A 16893-nucleotide genomic window follows, 5' to 3' on the forward strand; every position below is an offset into this window, starting at 1 on the left:
CAAAAGACGTTAATAAAAGATGTTAAGAACCAAGGGATTCAACGATTAGCCGTGCCGTACGCTTTGAAGCCCCGGGCATTCCTAGCGTATGGATAATCTCGTCGTATCCGTTTAGCATTCGTTTTTGATAGGCTGGATCTTGTAGGATACGTCCTAGCTCGTCTTGTATTTGCGATTCGGAGAAGCGGGCTCCAAATAGTTCCTGTACGATCTCCCGTCCCCCGATCAGGTTCACGAGGGATATGTATTTCGTATGGAAGAAATGCTTGAAAATAAAGCTGGCCAACTGTCCGGCTACGACATAGTAGCAAACGACTTGCGGAACCCGGAACAGGGCGGTTTCCAAGGTTGCCGTGCCGGAGGTTACCAAGGCGGCGGCGCTATGTTGTAGCAAGGGATAGGTTTTACCGAACACAATCTTGGCGGGATAAGAGCCTATGTATTCTTGATAGTAGGCGGGATCGATGCCCGGCGCTCCGGCTATTACTGGCTGGTAGTCGGGATATGCGGAGGCTACTTTCAGCATGGTCGGTAAATTATCCTTGATCTCTTGTTTGCGGCTACCAGATAGCAAGGCGAGGATAGGCTTGTCGGCCAATCCTTCCTCTTTGATAAATGCATCTTTGGGAATCGCTTGATGCTCCTTGTAATAGGCGACGGAGTCTACGGAAGGGTTTCCTACGTAATCTACCGAATAATTAAGCTTCCGGAAAAACTCGGTCTCAAACGGCAGGATGCAGAACATACGATCTACATAACGCCGGAAGTCCTTGATGCGGTATTGCTTCCAGGCCCATATCTTGGGGGATATGTAGTAATATACCGGGAGTCCCAACTGGGTTTTCACGTATTTGGCGATCTTCAGGTTGAATCCCGGATAGTCAATTAAAATGACGACATCTGGCTGATAGCGGCGGATATCCTCTTGGCACGTCCTCATGTTATTTAAGATGGTGCGCAAGTTCAGCAATACCGGGATAAAGCCCATGAACGCCATTTCCCGGTAATGTTTGACAAGGGTTCCTCCGACGGCTCTCATCAGATCGCCGCCCAGAAAGCGGAACTCGGCCTTCGGGTCATTCTCTTTCAAGGCTGCCATCAAATTCGAGGCGTGCAGGTCTCCGGAGGCTTCTCCGGCTATCAGGTAATACTTCATGAATTGAAAATTGAGAATTGAAAATTAAAGGATCCAGTTGTTTAGGGTGGCCATGAAGTCGTAGTCCGTAACGTCGATCTTGCAGGGGACTAGGGAGGCGTATCCGCTGTCCAGCGCAAGCATATCATTGTCCGGGTGGATGGGTTTGGCGCTTTCGAAAGCTCCTGTCAACCAGAATACGGGCTCTCCACTGGCGTTCTCGGAACGCTTGAATTCACGTACCCAACGACCGTCAGCTTGGCGACAAACTTTCAATCCTTTCACTTGCGGTAGCTTCGGCACGTTGAGGTTTAAGTAGGTTCCGTGCGGTAAGCCTTCTTTTAATACCCGGCGTGCCAGCATACGTCCAAGACGGCAGCATTCGGAGAAGTCGGCATCGGCCGCATGGTCCAGTAAGGATACACCCATGGAAGGGACGTTGAAAATACAGCCCTCGGCGGTGGCACCCATCGTTCCGGAATAATTTACGCAGATAGCCATATTCCCCCCGTGGTTGATACCGGAGACTAACAGATCGGGCTTGCGCTCCAAAACCTCATTAATCGCTAATTTAACGCAATCAACCGGTGTCCCGGTGCAACTATAGATGGTAAGTCCTTCCTCCTTTTTCAACAAGGTATACTTGATAGGAACTAAAGATGTAATGGCACTACCCATCCCGGAACGAGGTCCATCGGGAGCGAATACCACCAAATCGCCTAGATCTTTCAGGCACTCAATCAATTCGTTAATACCTTTGGCCCATACGCCATCATCATTCGTGATCAGAATCAACGGTCTCTCGTTTGTCATATCGTTTTATCCTTATAGTTGTCGTACAAAGGTAACAATAATTTGCGAACAATGGTTGGGGTGTGAGGGATGGGAGTTGTCCTTTCGCCTAATCAGTTGTTGATCAGGCGAAAGGTCTCAGATTATTATAGTTTCTCTATTTCTTCTATGGAGAGGCCGGTGGCAAAGGCGATTTGCTCTATACTAACTCCTAATTTCTTAAGATTAAGTGCTATGGAGTGTTTCTCTTCCTGTCGTCCTTCTGCTTTTCCTTTTTGCAAACCTTCTTGCAAACCTTCCTGCAATCCTTTTTCCATCCCTTTTTTCATGCCTTTCTCGACGGCGAAGTCCAAGGTGTTGTAATAATCATTATACATCTTCCACTCCGCCTCGTACTGCGCCCGTTGTTTGGGGGTGAGGTTCGCCATGGATCCGATGCGTTCCAACCGCTCGAATATGGCCTTGCGTGCCTTGAATGGCATTCTGTCTAATGTGTCCATATGCTTTAGTACATAAATCCAACGTTCAAAATCGGTCTCGCATTCTTCCTCCTCTTTGTTGAATCGGGGAAGCTCAATATAGATCTGGCGGAACTTAGGGTTGAATACCTGTCCGTTCTCTCGGTCCGCCAGCACGATGTCCCTTCGGAACTTTCCTTCGTTCCTGTTATTGTTTGGCCTGTTCTCCTCGTCTAGCGTGAAGTTCAAGAAAAAAACACCGTACACGGCCGCCAGCTCATAGTCCCATGTTCCCTTTATCCCCTGTTCCACCACCGAGTGCGAGAGGTAATACAAGGCCCTGTCCTTGAAGTGGGGCTGTTCCCTGTTCTGCATCTCGATTATGATCCGTTCGCCCTTGTCGGTCTCGCAATGAATGTCAAAGATGACCTTCCTTCCTTGCTCTGTCTCGGGCAATCGCTCATTGTTCATGATCCTCAAGTCCATGATCGTATACTCCCCTTCGAGGAGGTCGTTCAGGAACTCGATTAGTATGTCCTTGTCCATTTCCCTGCCGAATATGTGCTTGAAGCCGAAATCGGTGAAGGGATTGATAAATTTTCCCATAGTGTTTATAGGTTTCAGTGATTAATAATGAATAATAGTATAATAAGACGGGGCACCCTGTCTTCCGGTTGTAAAGATACTACTTTTTTAATAGGATAGGCATCGTTTTAGCTTTTAAGAAAACACGTACGAGTTTTTTCGGAAACACGTACATGTTTTTCGAAAAACTCGTACGTGTTTTTTGAGAGGCATAATGTAACTACTTCAAATACCGGATCAGCCGATAAATCGTGGGGATAATTTTCCTGAATGTATATTCCACCAAGGGATAGTATGGCCAGGCACTACATGATCTGATCATTTCACATTCGTGAAGAGATCTTTTCACCTACGTGATACAATCGTTTCGCATAGGTGAAAAGATTGTATCACAACCGTGAAACGATTTCATGGGTAGATAGAGCAAGCTACTGCCGATAATGTTTGTATTAAATAGAAAGACTCAACGGTAACAACTCTTCGTAGGCATCTCTGCGCTCCCTTTCACAGCCTTTACAACATATCACTGACATAAAGCAAGTTGGCTGACGTGAAACGTGCGATAAACAAATTGAAGTGTAGATAAAAGTACATTGCGAGATTATCCCCACGATTTATCGGGTGAGCCTAAAAAATTCGATTCTCCGGGAGTTAAGAATACAAGATGTCAAAGTGTTATATTTTGATATAGATATAAATGTACATGTGTACATTAGTATAGGAGAGTAAAGTTTATATGATTAATAAATATTTTTCTAGTATAGAAACGACTAGTTTAAACGATCGATTCTTTTAGTCATTTGCAAAGGTACGCATTTCTTCGATACTTGCAACCCTTCCAGACGATTTTTTTATCGCTTATTCTCTTTCTTATCAATAGGATAGGTTATCCTTCACGAAACAAGCGATTCCTTCAACGAACCTCCCGTTTCGACGCTCAAAAAACGCAAGATTTAGACGATCGTTTAGACTAGTCGTTTTTAATAGCAAACGACGATTTTCAATTAGTCTAACAGGTTGATTATCTTAATAAACACTAGTATTAATATTAATTTATTTATTATGAACAAAAAGTTTTCTACTCTTTTGGCAGGTGCTGCGCTTGTTGCTGCGGTATCTGCTAATGCGCAGAATCTTGCTGATGTTAAGGACGGAGTGGCTCTTGACATTAACAAAAGTGCACAAGCTTTGCCTACGTATGACAAAGATACCAAGGGCGGCCTTTATCAATTGAGAGATGCGAATGATCAGATCTTGATGATGAAGGAAGTGAATGGCGAATATTCATTGGTCGCAATGAGTGCCAATGATAAGGATTTCGTTTTGAAAAATACGTTATGGTGTGTGACTACTCAGCCGTATAGTCAAGGTCAAGCGGTAAAATTCGATTTCATGAACAAGGGTACTGGCATGATGTTGGATATCGCTATGGGTGATGATCTGAAAAGTGCGGATGGTAAGAAGGGCTATTGGTGGAAGCCTATAATCGGTGGTGAGATCTCTGGTTGGGCCTTTTCTTCTGTATTGAATAAGTTGGAGAAGAATGTTCCTTTGTATTCTCACTTTAGCACAGACTCTGTTATTGGTTTGTTGAACGATAACGGAACTATCAAGGTCGCTAAATATGCCTTGAATGATGTAAAGGTAGATCCTACAGCTGCTACAGACGTTACAGATCTTTCAAACCTTTCAACTGAAGCGAAGAATACGTTTTCTGGCTTTACTTTGTATCAAGCAGAAGATATCGTATTAGATGCGGATCAATTGAATAAGATTTTCGATTTGCAGGATGCTGATGCGGGTGTTAAATTGAATTTCTCTCCGGATGTTAAGGGTACCAGCTTAAAGAATCCGTTCAACGAGAAGGAATTTATCGCTGAATCTACAGGTGATAACAAGTATTACGATGTGAATGCTAGCAGTACTGCGACTTTGACAAATGGCGAATGGCTTTATGTGACACGTAAGAACGATGATAATAAGGACACTTATTTGAAGGTCGATACAGCTTATACAAATGAGACCGGTGCTAAGTTCTTGGCTTATGGCTGGACTGGTCCTAGCAAAACACAAGAGGCTATTGATCGCTTAGGGGATTTACAAGATCAACATAAGTTCTTATTTGTTTATTCTCCTAGCAAAGATGAATTGAAGATCTATGTGAAAAAGATCACTTGGAGAGGTGATGATGATAAGGTAAAATATTGGAAAGAGATTTATCAAAAGACAGACAACCAAAGAAATAATTGGCGTGTGTCTTTGCAAGATTTGATCAAGGATGAGACTCGTATCTTGACCGTTGATTATTCCAAACAGAATACAACCATCAAATTAGGTTATGGTGGTTGCGAGGCCGATCAATCAAAGACCTCTGTTAAGGATGGTGTTTACTACATCATGAACAAGAAGGGTGAGTACTTAGCTTCTCCGATCTATGAGAATGGCGTGATTCGTTGGACTACTGTGAATGCTGATGAGCAAAATGTAGCTCATATGCCAGCCTATCAATGGGTTGTTTTGAAGACAAACGCTAAAGATCAGAATAATCTGTCTTCAGTAACGGCTACTAACCGTGAGTTTGATGATGCGAAAGGTACATTTAGCCTGTATAAGAATGCCGATACGGAATATATATATACAAAGAGTGATGTAGATTTAACGCAAGGTGGTGGAACTCATGAGAAATTTACAGTAAATGCAAAGAGTGACTTACGTTTTGTAGAGGTTCCGGCTGAGGCTGTATCTGATTCTTTGTTAGGTTATAAGAACTTAACGAACGATGAGTTGAAGGTTAATAAATATACATTTAATTACTGGCATCCGTATGCGACGGATAAATACATCGCTAAGTCTTCTAAAGACTCAACTTTGACAGTTAATGTTGGTGTATCTGCCTTTAATGTAGATACTGCTAAGAGAAGTGCAAACAGCTCTGTATATGCGGTAGAGAAGTTTGGTTTCAAGGTTGAGAAAGAACATCAAGATCGTATCAAAGGCTTGAAACAACTTTATAGAACGGCTTATGTAGTGAAATTAAATGGTATTGGCTTAGCTATCAATAAAGAGGATAAGTTCAATGTACCTACTCATAACGATTACAGATCAAAAGAAGGTAATGAGCCTGTCACTCCGTTCTTCTTCAAGGAAAATAATGAGATTAAGGAAACTGGCAAATGCTACTATGCTATTTTGTCTACAACTAAAGACGATAATAATGTAAATGATGTACATTATTCAATCTCTAGAGAAAACAAGGCTGGTGTATCAGACTATGATGGTTCTGCTACATTGAAATCTCAAGTATTGAAAGAATCCAGAACATCCGCATTCGCTATCGAACCGGATGAGACTCCGCTTTACCGTCGTTTCAATTCTCTTGAGCTTGAAGGTAATGAAGGTGACAAGGCTGATACATTACGTTTCATCGAGAAATATCGTAAAGAGTACTTGCAAGTTGAGAACAACAAGAATTTCATGAATGGTGATATCGATTTCTTAGGTATCTACACTCCGGATAAGACGGAAGATGGCTTGTCATTCATCGTTGATACGGCATGGGTAAATCGTGGCGCTGGTAATATCAAACCTCAGTATTTGATCTCAATCGATCGTAACGACTTCGAGGGTACACCGGGTGTTCCTTGTACATATACTCACAATCACTTCGACAACGAGGGTAATAAGGTAGAGGCTGATAAGTGCTCTCACGCAACTCCTGCTATCCCCGGTTTCGAGAGAGGTAAGTATTTGATCAACTTCCATGATTTCGCTTTGAAACATGATAAGGCTAATACTTCCGATGCGAAGAAAGACGCCGCTTATATGTGGAAGAAATATGATCGTGCCGGTTTCGTAGAGGCTGTTCGTGTAGCTGATACATTGTTCATCTTGAGAGACGAATTCAAGAACTTGAAGAATGAGGAGATCACGATTGAGGCTTTAAATAAGGCTGAGGAAGCAGCTTGGGCTGCTGCTAAGAAGGCTGGTGTAAGCAAGGATAACTTCGTATCTTACAAATATGTTTTATCTGGTGACAACCACAAGTATGTGACTTGGTCAATGCGTTTCGTTAACAGAAATGCTGCCGCTAATGAGGTTGAGGCTGATAGATCATTCTTGTTCGAATCAATGCAGGCAGATGGTCTTGACATCGCTCCTACAAAAGCTGCTTGGTTGAAAATGCAGAATGGTTGCTTGGTATTGTCTGATAAAGATGATTCTAAGTTTGACGAAACTGCTACCGGTGGTGATGACGCTTTAATCTTCAACGTAGAGCAAGGTGACGATATCGCTACAGACAACGAGACAATCGAAGCTGTGGAAGGTGTTTCCATCACAACTGATAACGGTACTGTAACTATCCAAGGCGCCGTTGGTAAGTCAGTAGTTATCTCTAACATCTTAGGTAAGGTAGTCGCTGAGACAGTTCTTACATCTGATAACGCAACAATTGCCGTACCTGCCGGTATCGTAGCTGTAGCTGTTGATGGTGAGGAAGCTGTTAAAGTGGTTGTTAAATAATTAAACAAATAGATAGGTCAAGAGATGGGGGAATCCCCCATCTCTTCCTTTAAGAAGATATTTATAATTCTGAAATTCCCGTGCGGAGATAGATTCTTCAAGTACACCGCGATGGTAGAACATGCGGGGGTATTAATACTAAAGTAATAAATTAAAAGCTCAGGTCACGAGAACTTCTGTGAAGAAATGTCGTGACCTTTTTTTGTACTCTTAAATCTCGTGCTATGCTTATATCTACTCAAGAAACATTGATCTATAAATCAATTAGTCCGGAAGACATTTATTGTTATACTCCCGGAATCACCGTGACTTCGACGGGACGCTTGGTCGTGACTTTCGACTTGGGCGGCAAGGGGGTAAAAGAAATCTATGCTTCTTCGCAGCTGTACACGGAAAGGACAAGACGGTTAGGTATCGGTAAGATTTTTGTATCGGACGACCAAGGCGCTAGTTGGTGTTTTATCTCGGATTTTAATTTTTGGCATGCCCGCCCTTTTTGTATAGGGGAAAAGATATATATCATAGGAAACGCAGGCGATTTATGTATTATATGCTCGGAAGATGATGGGAATACGTGGAGCGTTCCCTCGTTTCTCTCCCAAGGTGAGAAATGGCATTCTTCTGCCTGTAATGTTCTTTTCGCTAACGAGCGGGTTTACTTGGCGATGGAACAGCGTTTTTATAACTCGGAGATAGAAGGCTGGAATGTGGCGGGTTTGAGCCCTACCTTGCTATCTTGCTCTATTCACGATGATTTACTGGATGCGTCTTCTTGGCGACGTTCCGATCCTTTTGTTTTCAGGGATAAGGTACATTTCCCGGAAGGGGTTGGCATTCCTTTTTACGAGTCATTGACCAATAAGCCGCTGGAATTGGCTCCCGGTCGTTTTAATGCGCCCACTGGATGGCTGGAGGCTCAAGTGGTTCAAATAAAGGATAAACATCATATTTGGTATGATCCGGAGGGGAAAACGTTCCATATGTTTCTTCGTGCGCATACCGGAGGGATTGGATACGCTTGTTTATTAAAAGTGAGGGAAGATAAGAACGGCCAGATGGTAACTGGCTTTCAAGAGACTCCTTCCGGACAGACCTTGCTTTTCTTGCCCTTTCCCGGTGGCCATTTGAAATTCTTTATAGTGTATGATGAAATATCCCGATTGTATTGGATGGCATCCAATCAATCTTTCGATTCTATGCGGACGATAAGCTCATTACCTGAGACTTCCCGGTATGGACTCCCGAATAATGAGAGGCATCGTTTACAATTATTATTCTCGAAGAATTGTGTGGACTGGTGTATGGCTGGGATGATCGCTTGCCAAGGGAATGAATTATATTCAAGAAATTATCCTTCGTTATGTATCGTAGGTGAGGATATGCACGTGGTTTGCCGTGCGGCGGATGATCATACAAAGGACCCTCAATACTCTGATTGTATTACATATTATAAAATTAAACGGTTTAGAATGTTAATCTATTAAATGAAGTGATTATGGAAAAAGTACTGATTGTAATACCGGCTCGGTATGATTCAAGCCGGTTGCCGGGTAAGCCTTTGGTTAAGATTAAAGGTATAGAGATGATAAAACGGGTCTCGGATATAGCGTATTTTGTATGTCGCAAAAATGAGTCTTGTTCTTATTTGGTAGCTACGGATGATGAGCGCATCGTCTCGTTTTGCGAATCCCGGGAGATTCCGGTGATGATGACTTCCACGAATTGTAAAAGTGGTACGGAACGTTGCTATGAGGCGGTAAGGAAACAGGACACCAATCCCGGACTGATAATAAATCTGCAAGGCGATAATCCCACGTGTCCTCCTTGGATCTTGCAAGATCTGATCGATACATGGAGAAAGGAGAAGGCGGAGGTCCTTACCGCCTCGGTCTTGTTGGGATGGAGCGAATACGATCAATTACTGGCGATGAAAAAGGAAACCCCTTATTCCGGCACGACGGTATTGGTGGATCGGCTGGGATATGCCTTAGCTTTCTCGAAACAAACCATACCCGCTATCCGTAAGGAAGATCAGGCTAGGGATCTTTTGCCTAAAAGCCCTGTCAGGCGGCATGTGGGTTTATATGCGTATAGCGGTCGAGCCCTCGACTCTTATTTCTCATTACCTCCGTCTGTGTATGAACGCTCTTATATAGAAGGATTGGAACAGATGCGCTTCTTAGAGAATGGCATCAAAATGAGGGTCGTAGACGTTGATTATCGGGGACGTGAGACAACAAGCGGGGTTGATTCCCCGGAAGATGTCAAACGGGTTGAGGAAATACTTGAGAAATATGGAGAGTTCGATCTTTCGTGACTTAGATGGAATCGTAGATTCTATTTTATCTCCCTACCATACTTTGGAGGAGGTTCTACCTTCTGGCTGTGATGCTGGTCCGGTATGGATGGATTTTGACTGTTGGGTAGACAGCCAAAAGGTGGATATGCGGACATCGGAATCACCCTTACTCTTGAATATATGTGGTATACCCGCATCCGGTAAATCGTATTGGGCGGAGGAATGGCTATCTGAGAATGGGCCTTGTTTGCATATTGCTTTCGACGCTATCATGGAGGCATTATCCGGGTATCAAGCAGATTACTCGCTAGATAGGGAGAATGCGTTCTTACGTTGGGAACTTCCTGCTCGTTTTTTAGGTTACCGTCTTCTTTTGTTGGGATTGAGGAATGGGTGGCCTATTTTATTTGAACATAGTAATGCGTTGAGAGAACATGTGGATTTGTATAAGAAGATAAAGAGTCTTGGATATCGGATTCATATGGTGTGCATCGATGCGACACCAGAAATGGTTATCAAAAGATTGGCTCGGAGGAATCGTTTTTTCCCGGAGGAGCAAGTAAAAAAACGTTGGGATTGCTTGATAGATTTGTTACCTGAATATCAAAAAATAGTAGATGACTTTAAATTAATACAACCATGGAAAAATGTAGAAAACTTGTGATCGTACGGCATGGTAATACGTTTCGTGCGGGAGAGACTCCGACTCGGGTTGGAGCTAGAACTGATTTGCCTCTGGTAGAGGAGGAACGAGCTAGATCTGCGGGACGTTATTTACGTGAAAAGGGGATTGTGATCGACAAGGTGATTTCGGCCCCCTTAAAACGCACCTTGGAGACCGCTAACTATATCTTGGAGGAAATGAATGTGGATTTGCCTATCATTCAAGACTTACGTCTTAAAGAGATTGATTATGGGCCGGATGAGAATATGGTAGAAGATCATGTAATAAAACGTTTGGGATCTCTCTATTTAGAAAAGGAGGGAATGGACCGGAAAGACCTAACGGAAGATCGGATCGTGGAGAGGGGACTTTCCGTGATCGCCCAATGGAATGAGAAGGCCGTGGTACCGTTAGGATGGAACGTAGATGTAGAGAAACTGATAAGCGGTTGGCAGGATTTGGCGGCTAGTATCCCTGATGGTGAGACTTGGTTACTAGTCTCTTCCAATGGAGTGATGCGTTTCTCCCCCTATATTCTGGGGAATTATGAGGATTTCTGTGCGACTCATGATATTAAGGTTCCGACAGGTGGGGTTTGTATATTCGATTGTGTGGGTGATCATTGGAGGTGTACGGATTGGGGAATAAAGGCTTATAAACTTTTTAAATGATAAATCATGGAAGATATATGGAATATAACAGCTTTGGTAGTTAGTGTATTAAGTGTGCTTTTGTCTCTTTATGCTTTAAGACAGGCTACCACTAAAAATACCTCGGATATGTATCTGTTCTTTATCTCGCAATATGCGAAGGAGGACATGAAATTGGCTTTACGTAAATTGAAAGATATAAAGCGGGGGGTATATCGGTTGGAACAATGGGAGAGTGATATGAAAAATAATTTGCCGAAAGCCTTTGAGTATGACGAGGCGAGACGTTTGGTGAAATATTTTTATGATACTTTAGCCTATATGAAGTTGGAGAAACTAATAGAGGCTCGTTTTGTAAGATTGATTTGCTTGAAGAAAGGGGCATGGCTTTATCTGGACACAGTCGAAGCCATGGAAAAATTTTTTGACAGTGGCTATGATAAAAAGCCATATGCGGTTATTCGGGATGTATGCGAAAATTTACGAAAGGAAGGGTGTTGTCCTCCTTAGTTCATTATTTTCGGCTTTTGGTGATTTAATAAAGCCTTGATCGAAGAAACGATCGGGGCTTTTATATTTATTTCTTAATTTGCCATGACAATATTCCGCAAGTCGAAACCGAATTGAATATACTCATCCTCAGTTATTTGCCTCTCTGTTGTCAGGATGATTAACGCATGCCCTCGATAGGTGTTTCTGTAAGGGGGATGGAAATGGTTGTAATGGTTTTCGAAGAAGCCGCATTTTTTATAGAACTTTAATCGCTTGGAGGAAGTTTCATCCGTAATAGGATCGATCTCTAATAAGATAATCTTATTCAGGCGTTTATTAAAATCCTCCAGCAATAAACCGCCGTATCCTTGTCCCCTAAAGTTCTCATGAATGGCGAAATGTTCGATATATACATAGGTGCTAAAATCCCAGTATGAGATAAAGCCGATAAAGAGGTTGTCTTTCAGATAAGCCACTAGATGATAGTTGGGAGATTGGAAGGCCTGTTCTTGTTGTTCTTCTGTTCGCTGCTCAAATAGAGGGAAACTTGCCGTATATATTTGCTCAAAGGTAGGATAGAGAGGATCTTGCTTTCGCGTTATTTCTAGTATGTCCATATGACTTCGCTTTATTTTGATGCGAAGATAATAATCTAAAAACATTGTCATGTCATATTAAAGCTTTATTTTTGGATGATCTTATAATTAAGATATTGTATACGATGATAGCGTGGTTTCGTTATATATGTTTAATTGTTAGCCTTATAATCACCCTGCCGGAATTACTTTCGGCACAACGTCTGGTTTCTCAACGTCAAGAGGATGTAGAGGCCGGTCTTTTATATAACGAGAGCGTCTACATCCTATCTAATTATTCTTGTCTATCCTCCAATTCCCCGGAAAAACTTTCTTTGGACGAGTTATTGCGGAAGCAGATCGAAGGCTTTTATTTCTATTTGAAGCGGGATACGGAGACAAATGTATTGTTACTAAGGAAACCTGATGGTACGTTTACTCCTTTTAGTGAATCATTGGAAGCCATTAAGACGGCCTTGGATGCGGACTCCACTAAGGTTATGACGCTTTTCCTCGATTTCTATGTAGAGATGGAGCTGGAATCCTCTTTTAAGGAAATAGGCTTGATGGAGTATGTACTTGAGTATGATACGAAAAACGGATGGCCATCCCTGAAGGATATGTTGAGTTCCGGAAAGCGACTGGTCGTTTTCGAGGTTCAGAAACATTTGAACAGTCCTTCATGGTTGCATAATATGAGGGATTTTGTGGAGCATACGGACGCTGATTGGGGAAATCAACCGGAAGGGGTTGAGAGTTTTGATGAGCGGCTGAAAAAGAATTTGTCTTTATTTACCGGATATAAGTTCTTGGAGACTTCCCGGGGAAATAGTAATGATATCTCGGCTTTAGCCCGGCAGACACCCTATTTAATAGAATCGTTTAAAAGAGCGTGGATCCGGGATGGAAGGGTTCCCAATTTTGTGTTAGTAGATAAGTATTACGCATGGTTGGATGTCTCGTTGGTTACTTTCCGGAATTTCGATATCATTTACGGCGCGGTTACGAATAACAATGAGTTGCTTAACTACGTGAATTGGGATGGGATGTCTAATTATACGACGGGTAAATATTGCTTTCCGCTAGAGCCCGGAGCCGAGTTGATGCTTTCCCCGATCTCTCCGGGCTATAGGATAGAGCCGGCTACGGTTTATATCTCCGGTACCCAAAGGAAGGCTTTCGCTAGCGATTTTAAGGCTAGACCTTTGCGGATTGACGAGGATATAGAGATTTATTTACCGTTTGAGGGCGATGAGAAAGATGGTTCGTCCAATCATAATCTCACGGTATCTAGGAATGTCGAGTTTATTCAGGACCCTATACGGGGACAGGTCGCTTCCTTGGAGAATCAGGCCCGTGTGGATTTACCGACCGCTTCGGAACTTCATATGCGGGATCATGATTTCACTGTCGGCGTTTGGTTGAAAATACCTAAGTACCTGCCGGAGAAGGAGGATTATTGTATTCTGGGAGCTAAGAACAGTACTTATCAACAAGCGTTGCATCTACTGATACGGAACCGGAAACCGTATATGGGATTCTTTAACAACGATCTGGTTGGTAACACGGAGATCGAGCCGGGTAAATGGTATAATGTCGTATGGCGGTATAATAAGCGGAATGGGGAGCAGGCTATATTCGTAAATGGAAAACTGGACGCGATCTCTTTTGATCGTCCGGCTTATCTGGGTAGTGATAGCTTATATGTCGGTTTCGTGAATTTCAGCCAGTCCTCGAACTTCGTGGGTGTGCTGGATAATCTTTGTATTTGGTCTCGTGTGTTGAGCGATAAGGAGATATTGGGATTGAGCAACCAGTTATTAGATTTACATATATCGAATGCGATTACTTGGTTGGATGTCCTTGGAATTGGGTTGATTTTGATGGCTCTGGTCTCGATAGCTTATCTAGGCTATCGGAAGGTGAAAGAAAAGCCAAGGCAGGATGAGGCTGATGCGGGAACGGTTGCGGAGGAGGGAATCGAGGAAGGAATCGAGGAGCCGGATCGTTCTTCGCGAGAGATGTCGGAGGAGATTGAGGAGGTTCCGGTTCTGCGCAATTATATCCGATTGTTTGGAGAGTTCTATGTGTTGGACCGGGATGGAAATGATATAACCTCTCTATTTACCCCAAAATTAAAACAGCTGTTTATCTTGATTATGCTTCACTCTTCCCGTGGAGGTTTCGGGATATCGAGCAAGGACTTGACACGGATGATTTGGGGGAATGACAACCCCTCGAAAAGTACGAAGAGCCTTCGAAGCGTATCTATATTGAAACTCCGGAAGATATTGGAACGTATCGATACGGTCGAGGTTCTATTTAACGCGAATCGATATATTCTCCAGCTTTCGGAAGATGTCTATTGCGATTATTTGGCTTGTTTGGATTGGCTGAAAGATAAACGGGTACGGACTCAGCCGGACTTTGAATATTTCTATGATATTATCAGCAAAGGAGAAGTGTTCAAAGGGGAATCGTTTGATTGGATGGATGATTTTAAAAGTTATATCTGTAATAGTACGGTGGATGTCTTGTCTCGCTTTATCGACACTTACTCGATCGAGGATGAGGCGGATCGGGTGATCCAGATAGCAGACCAGATCCTTCTGAACGATCCTTGCAACGAGGAGGCTTTGCTCTATAAGATCAAAGCCTTGATTTACCAGAACAACTTCAAATTGGCCCGTTATGTGTACGACCGCTTTTGCGCTTTATACCAAGAGATGTATGGCGAGGCTTTCCCCTCTTCTTTTGAGCAGGTCGTACCGTCTTCGCTGATGAGTCAGCAATCTCCCCAGTAATATTATAGTGTGCCTGCTCATTGGCAGGACTGTGCCATCGCTATTGTCACACCTGTGCCATCGTTGTGGCAAGACCGTGCCACCGTTATGGCATGCCTGTGCCATCCGTGTGGCACTCCTCTGGCATTACAGTGACAAATGTATGCACCCCACTGATAGCGATCCTTTCGAATAGGGAGGCAGGTGCTATGCCTCTGACTTATCGAAGATTTTTATAAATATTTCTTGATTTATTTATGTCGCTGTTATTGCGTGAATTATGCTTTGTGCGGATATGAAATTTGCCTTAAATTAGCCCTAGGTTAATGCCTTGTTTAGCGTTCGTTAACTCATGGTTTACTGCTCCTCCCTATATTCGCTCTCGTTGTTTCGCACGAGGAAGCGAAGTTGTGTTTTACTATATATATTTTTTTTTCGACTTTAAATTTAATACTATGAGTAACACTATGTCTGACAAGAATTCGGTGAACTTCACACGTAGGGAGTTCTTAGGTACAGTAGCTGCAGCGGCGGCGTTTACAATCGTACCTCGTTCCGTTTTGGGTGGACCGGGCTATACGGCACCTAGCGATATGGTCAATTTGGCCGGTATCGGTGTGGGTAGCCAAGGTGGTGGCGATATACAGAATATCGCTACTCCGGATGTACCTATTAAAAGGAGATCTTTTGGTGGAGGCGGTATGCTGATGCAACCTTATGCGGGCATCCAGCCACCCAGACGGGAACGAAGAGCGTCGGATAATCCTGTGCAAATGGGAGATGCGGAGAAACAATCGTTTAAGCATGCGAATATTTATGCGCTATGTGATGTAGACCACGATTACTCCGGACATATCTTAGCGGGATACCCGAAAGCGAAGAAGTATACCGATTTCCGGGAAATGATCGACAAGGAGAAAGAGATCGATGCGGTATTGATCGGTACTCCGGACCACACCCATGCGGTTATTGCCGCTTATGCGATGAAAGCAGGTAAGCATGTATTTGTAGAAAAGCCGATGGCTAAGACGATTTATGAGACCCGCTTTTTGAGGGATCTGGCAAAGCAAACCGGTGTTGTTACCCAGATGGGTAACCAAGGGCATAATATTGAAGGGACTATGCAGACGGTCGAATGGATTCAAGGTGGTGTGATCGGTGACGTAAGGGAAGTTCATTTGTGGACAAACCGTCCGATGTGGCGCCAAGGTTATTTTGATCGTCCGGCGGGAGTGGATATACCGTCTAATCTTAACTATGACGTATGGTTGGGTCCGGCCCCTGATAAACCTTATAATCCGGAGATGCTTCATTTCGCTTGGCGTGGATTATGGGATTACGGTACAGGCGCTATGGGGGATATGGGAGCTCATACCTTCGACGCTCCGATTTGGGCGCTTAATTTGGGTATGCCCACGAAAATACAAGCTACTTCCACCCCTTACAATAAGGACTATCTGCCACAATCGGAATGCGTGACGTATGAGTTCCCGGCTCGTGGGAATATGCCTCCGGTAAAGGTAACTTGGAGTGATGGGGGTATAAAACCGGCTCGTCCGGCGGAGTTGGAACCGAACCGCCAGTTAAGGGAAGCGCTTTATATAGGCGATAAAGGTCTGATCATGCATGGTACCCATGGAGCGGAGCCGCAACTGATACCGGAAAGACCGGGGTTCGTAGCTCCGGCGAAGACATTAAAGCGACCGAGTAATATTTATGTGGATTTTATCGAGGCGATAAAGGAAGGTCGCAAAGCCGCTAATGATTTTGAGGTATCCGCTAAATTGACGGAGATTATGTTGCTGACGAATGTCGCTGTCGCTGCGCAACGGTTGGATCTTACGTTGGAATATGACGCAGAGAATATGAGAATCACGAATTGTCCGGAAGCGAACGATTATTTCCACTATGAGTATCGTAAAGGCTGGAGCCTGTAAGG

General features: G+C 43.4%; 12 protein-coding genes. 8 read left to right on the plus strand and 4 right to left on the minus strand.

Annotation, left to right across the window (positions count from 1 at the left end; all coding sequences use genetic code 11):
• Nucleotides 1–22: 22 nt before the first annotated feature.
• From lpxB to NBH16_RS02565, 3 genes are all read right to left on the minus strand, one after another.
• The gene (gene lpxB, locus NBH16_RS02555; protein ID WP_196009644.1) at nt 23–1156 is read right to left on the minus strand and encodes a lipid-A-disaccharide synthase; all 1134 of its coding nucleotides are present in this window, start codon (nt 1154–1156) and stop codon (nt 23–25) included.
• A 24-nt stretch (nt 1157–1180) separates the two neighbouring features.
• A complete protein-coding gene (surE, locus tag NBH16_RS02560) occupies nt 1181–1948 on the minus strand; it encodes a 5'/3'-nucleotidase SurE (protein WP_195300755.1) in 768 nt (255 codons plus the stop codon).
• Between the two features lie 125 nt (nt 1949–2073).
• Nucleotides 2074–2991: an Rpn family recombination-promoting nuclease/putative transposase gene (locus NBH16_RS02565; protein WP_250788068.1), complete on the minus strand. Its 918-nt coding sequence runs from the start codon at nt 2989–2991 to the stop codon at nt 2074–2076.
• Between the two features lie 1041 nt (nt 2992–4032).
• On the opposite strand from NBH16_RS02565, the gene NBH16_RS02570 reads away from it, so the two are divergent.
• The 6 genes from NBH16_RS02570 (at nt 4033) to NBH16_RS02595 (ending at nt 11614) form a co-directional block, all read left to right on the plus strand.
• Nucleotides 4033–7491, plus strand: coding sequence for a DUF6383 domain-containing protein (locus NBH16_RS02570; protein ID WP_250788070.1), 3459 nt, complete (start codon nt 4033–4035; stop codon nt 7489–7491).
• Nucleotides 7492–7715: 224 nt separating this feature from the next.
• A complete protein-coding gene (locus NBH16_RS02575; protein WP_008780660.1) occupies nt 7716–8975 on the plus strand; it encodes a sialidase family protein in 1260 nt (419 codons plus the stop codon).
• A gap of 11 nt (nt 8976–8986) precedes the next feature.
• Nucleotides 8987–9808, plus strand: a complete 822-nt coding sequence (locus tag NBH16_RS02580; RefSeq protein WP_250788071.1) for a 3-deoxy-manno-octulosonate cytidylyltransferase family protein — start codon at nt 8987–8989, stop codon at nt 9806–9808.
• Nucleotides 9786–10454: an AAA family ATPase gene (locus tag NBH16_RS02585; RefSeq protein WP_034527662.1), complete on the plus strand. Its 669-nt coding sequence runs from the start codon at nt 9786–9788 to the stop codon at nt 10452–10454. Before NBH16_RS02580 ends, NBH16_RS02585 begins: the two co-directional genes overlap by 23 nt.
• The gene (locus NBH16_RS02590; protein ID WP_008773916.1) at nt 10430–11125 is read left to right on the plus strand and encodes a histidine phosphatase family protein; all 696 of its coding nucleotides are present in this window, start codon (nt 10430–10432) and stop codon (nt 11123–11125) included. Before NBH16_RS02585 ends, NBH16_RS02590 begins: the two co-directional genes overlap by 25 nt.
• A 6-nt stretch (nt 11126–11131) precedes the next feature.
• Entirely contained in the window at nt 11132–11614 is a 483-nt protein-coding gene (locus NBH16_RS02595; protein WP_005861117.1) for a hypothetical protein, read from the plus strand.
• 74 nt (nt 11615–11688) lie between these two features.
• Here NBH16_RS02595 and NBH16_RS02600 read toward each other — a convergent pair whose 3' ends face one another.
• Nucleotides 11689–12213, minus strand: coding sequence for a GNAT family N-acetyltransferase (locus NBH16_RS02600; RefSeq protein ID WP_121961257.1), 525 nt, complete (start codon nt 12211–12213; stop codon nt 11689–11691).
• 71 nt (nt 12214–12284) lie between these two features.
• Here NBH16_RS02600 and NBH16_RS02605 point away from each other — a divergent pair, with 71 nt between their 5' ends.
• Both NBH16_RS02605 and NBH16_RS02610 read left to right on the plus strand, forming a co-directional pair.
• Nucleotides 12285–14975 (plus strand): LamG-like jellyroll fold domain-containing protein, encoded by a 2691-nt coding sequence (locus tag NBH16_RS02605; RefSeq protein ID WP_008778476.1) that lies wholly within the window; start codon nt 12285–12287, stop codon nt 14973–14975.
• 446 nt (nt 14976–15421) lie between these two features.
• Nucleotides 15422–16891 (plus strand): Gfo/Idh/MocA family protein, encoded by a 1470-nt coding sequence (locus NBH16_RS02610; protein WP_010185273.1) that lies wholly within the window; start codon nt 15422–15424, stop codon nt 16889–16891.
• Nucleotides 16892–16893 lie beyond the last annotated feature (2 nt).

This window comes from Parabacteroides sp. Y3-G-102, assembly GCF_023656845.1.
Classification (GTDB): Bacteria; Bacteroidota; Bacteroidia; order Bacteroidales; family Tannerellaceae; genus Parabacteroides; species Parabacteroides distasonis.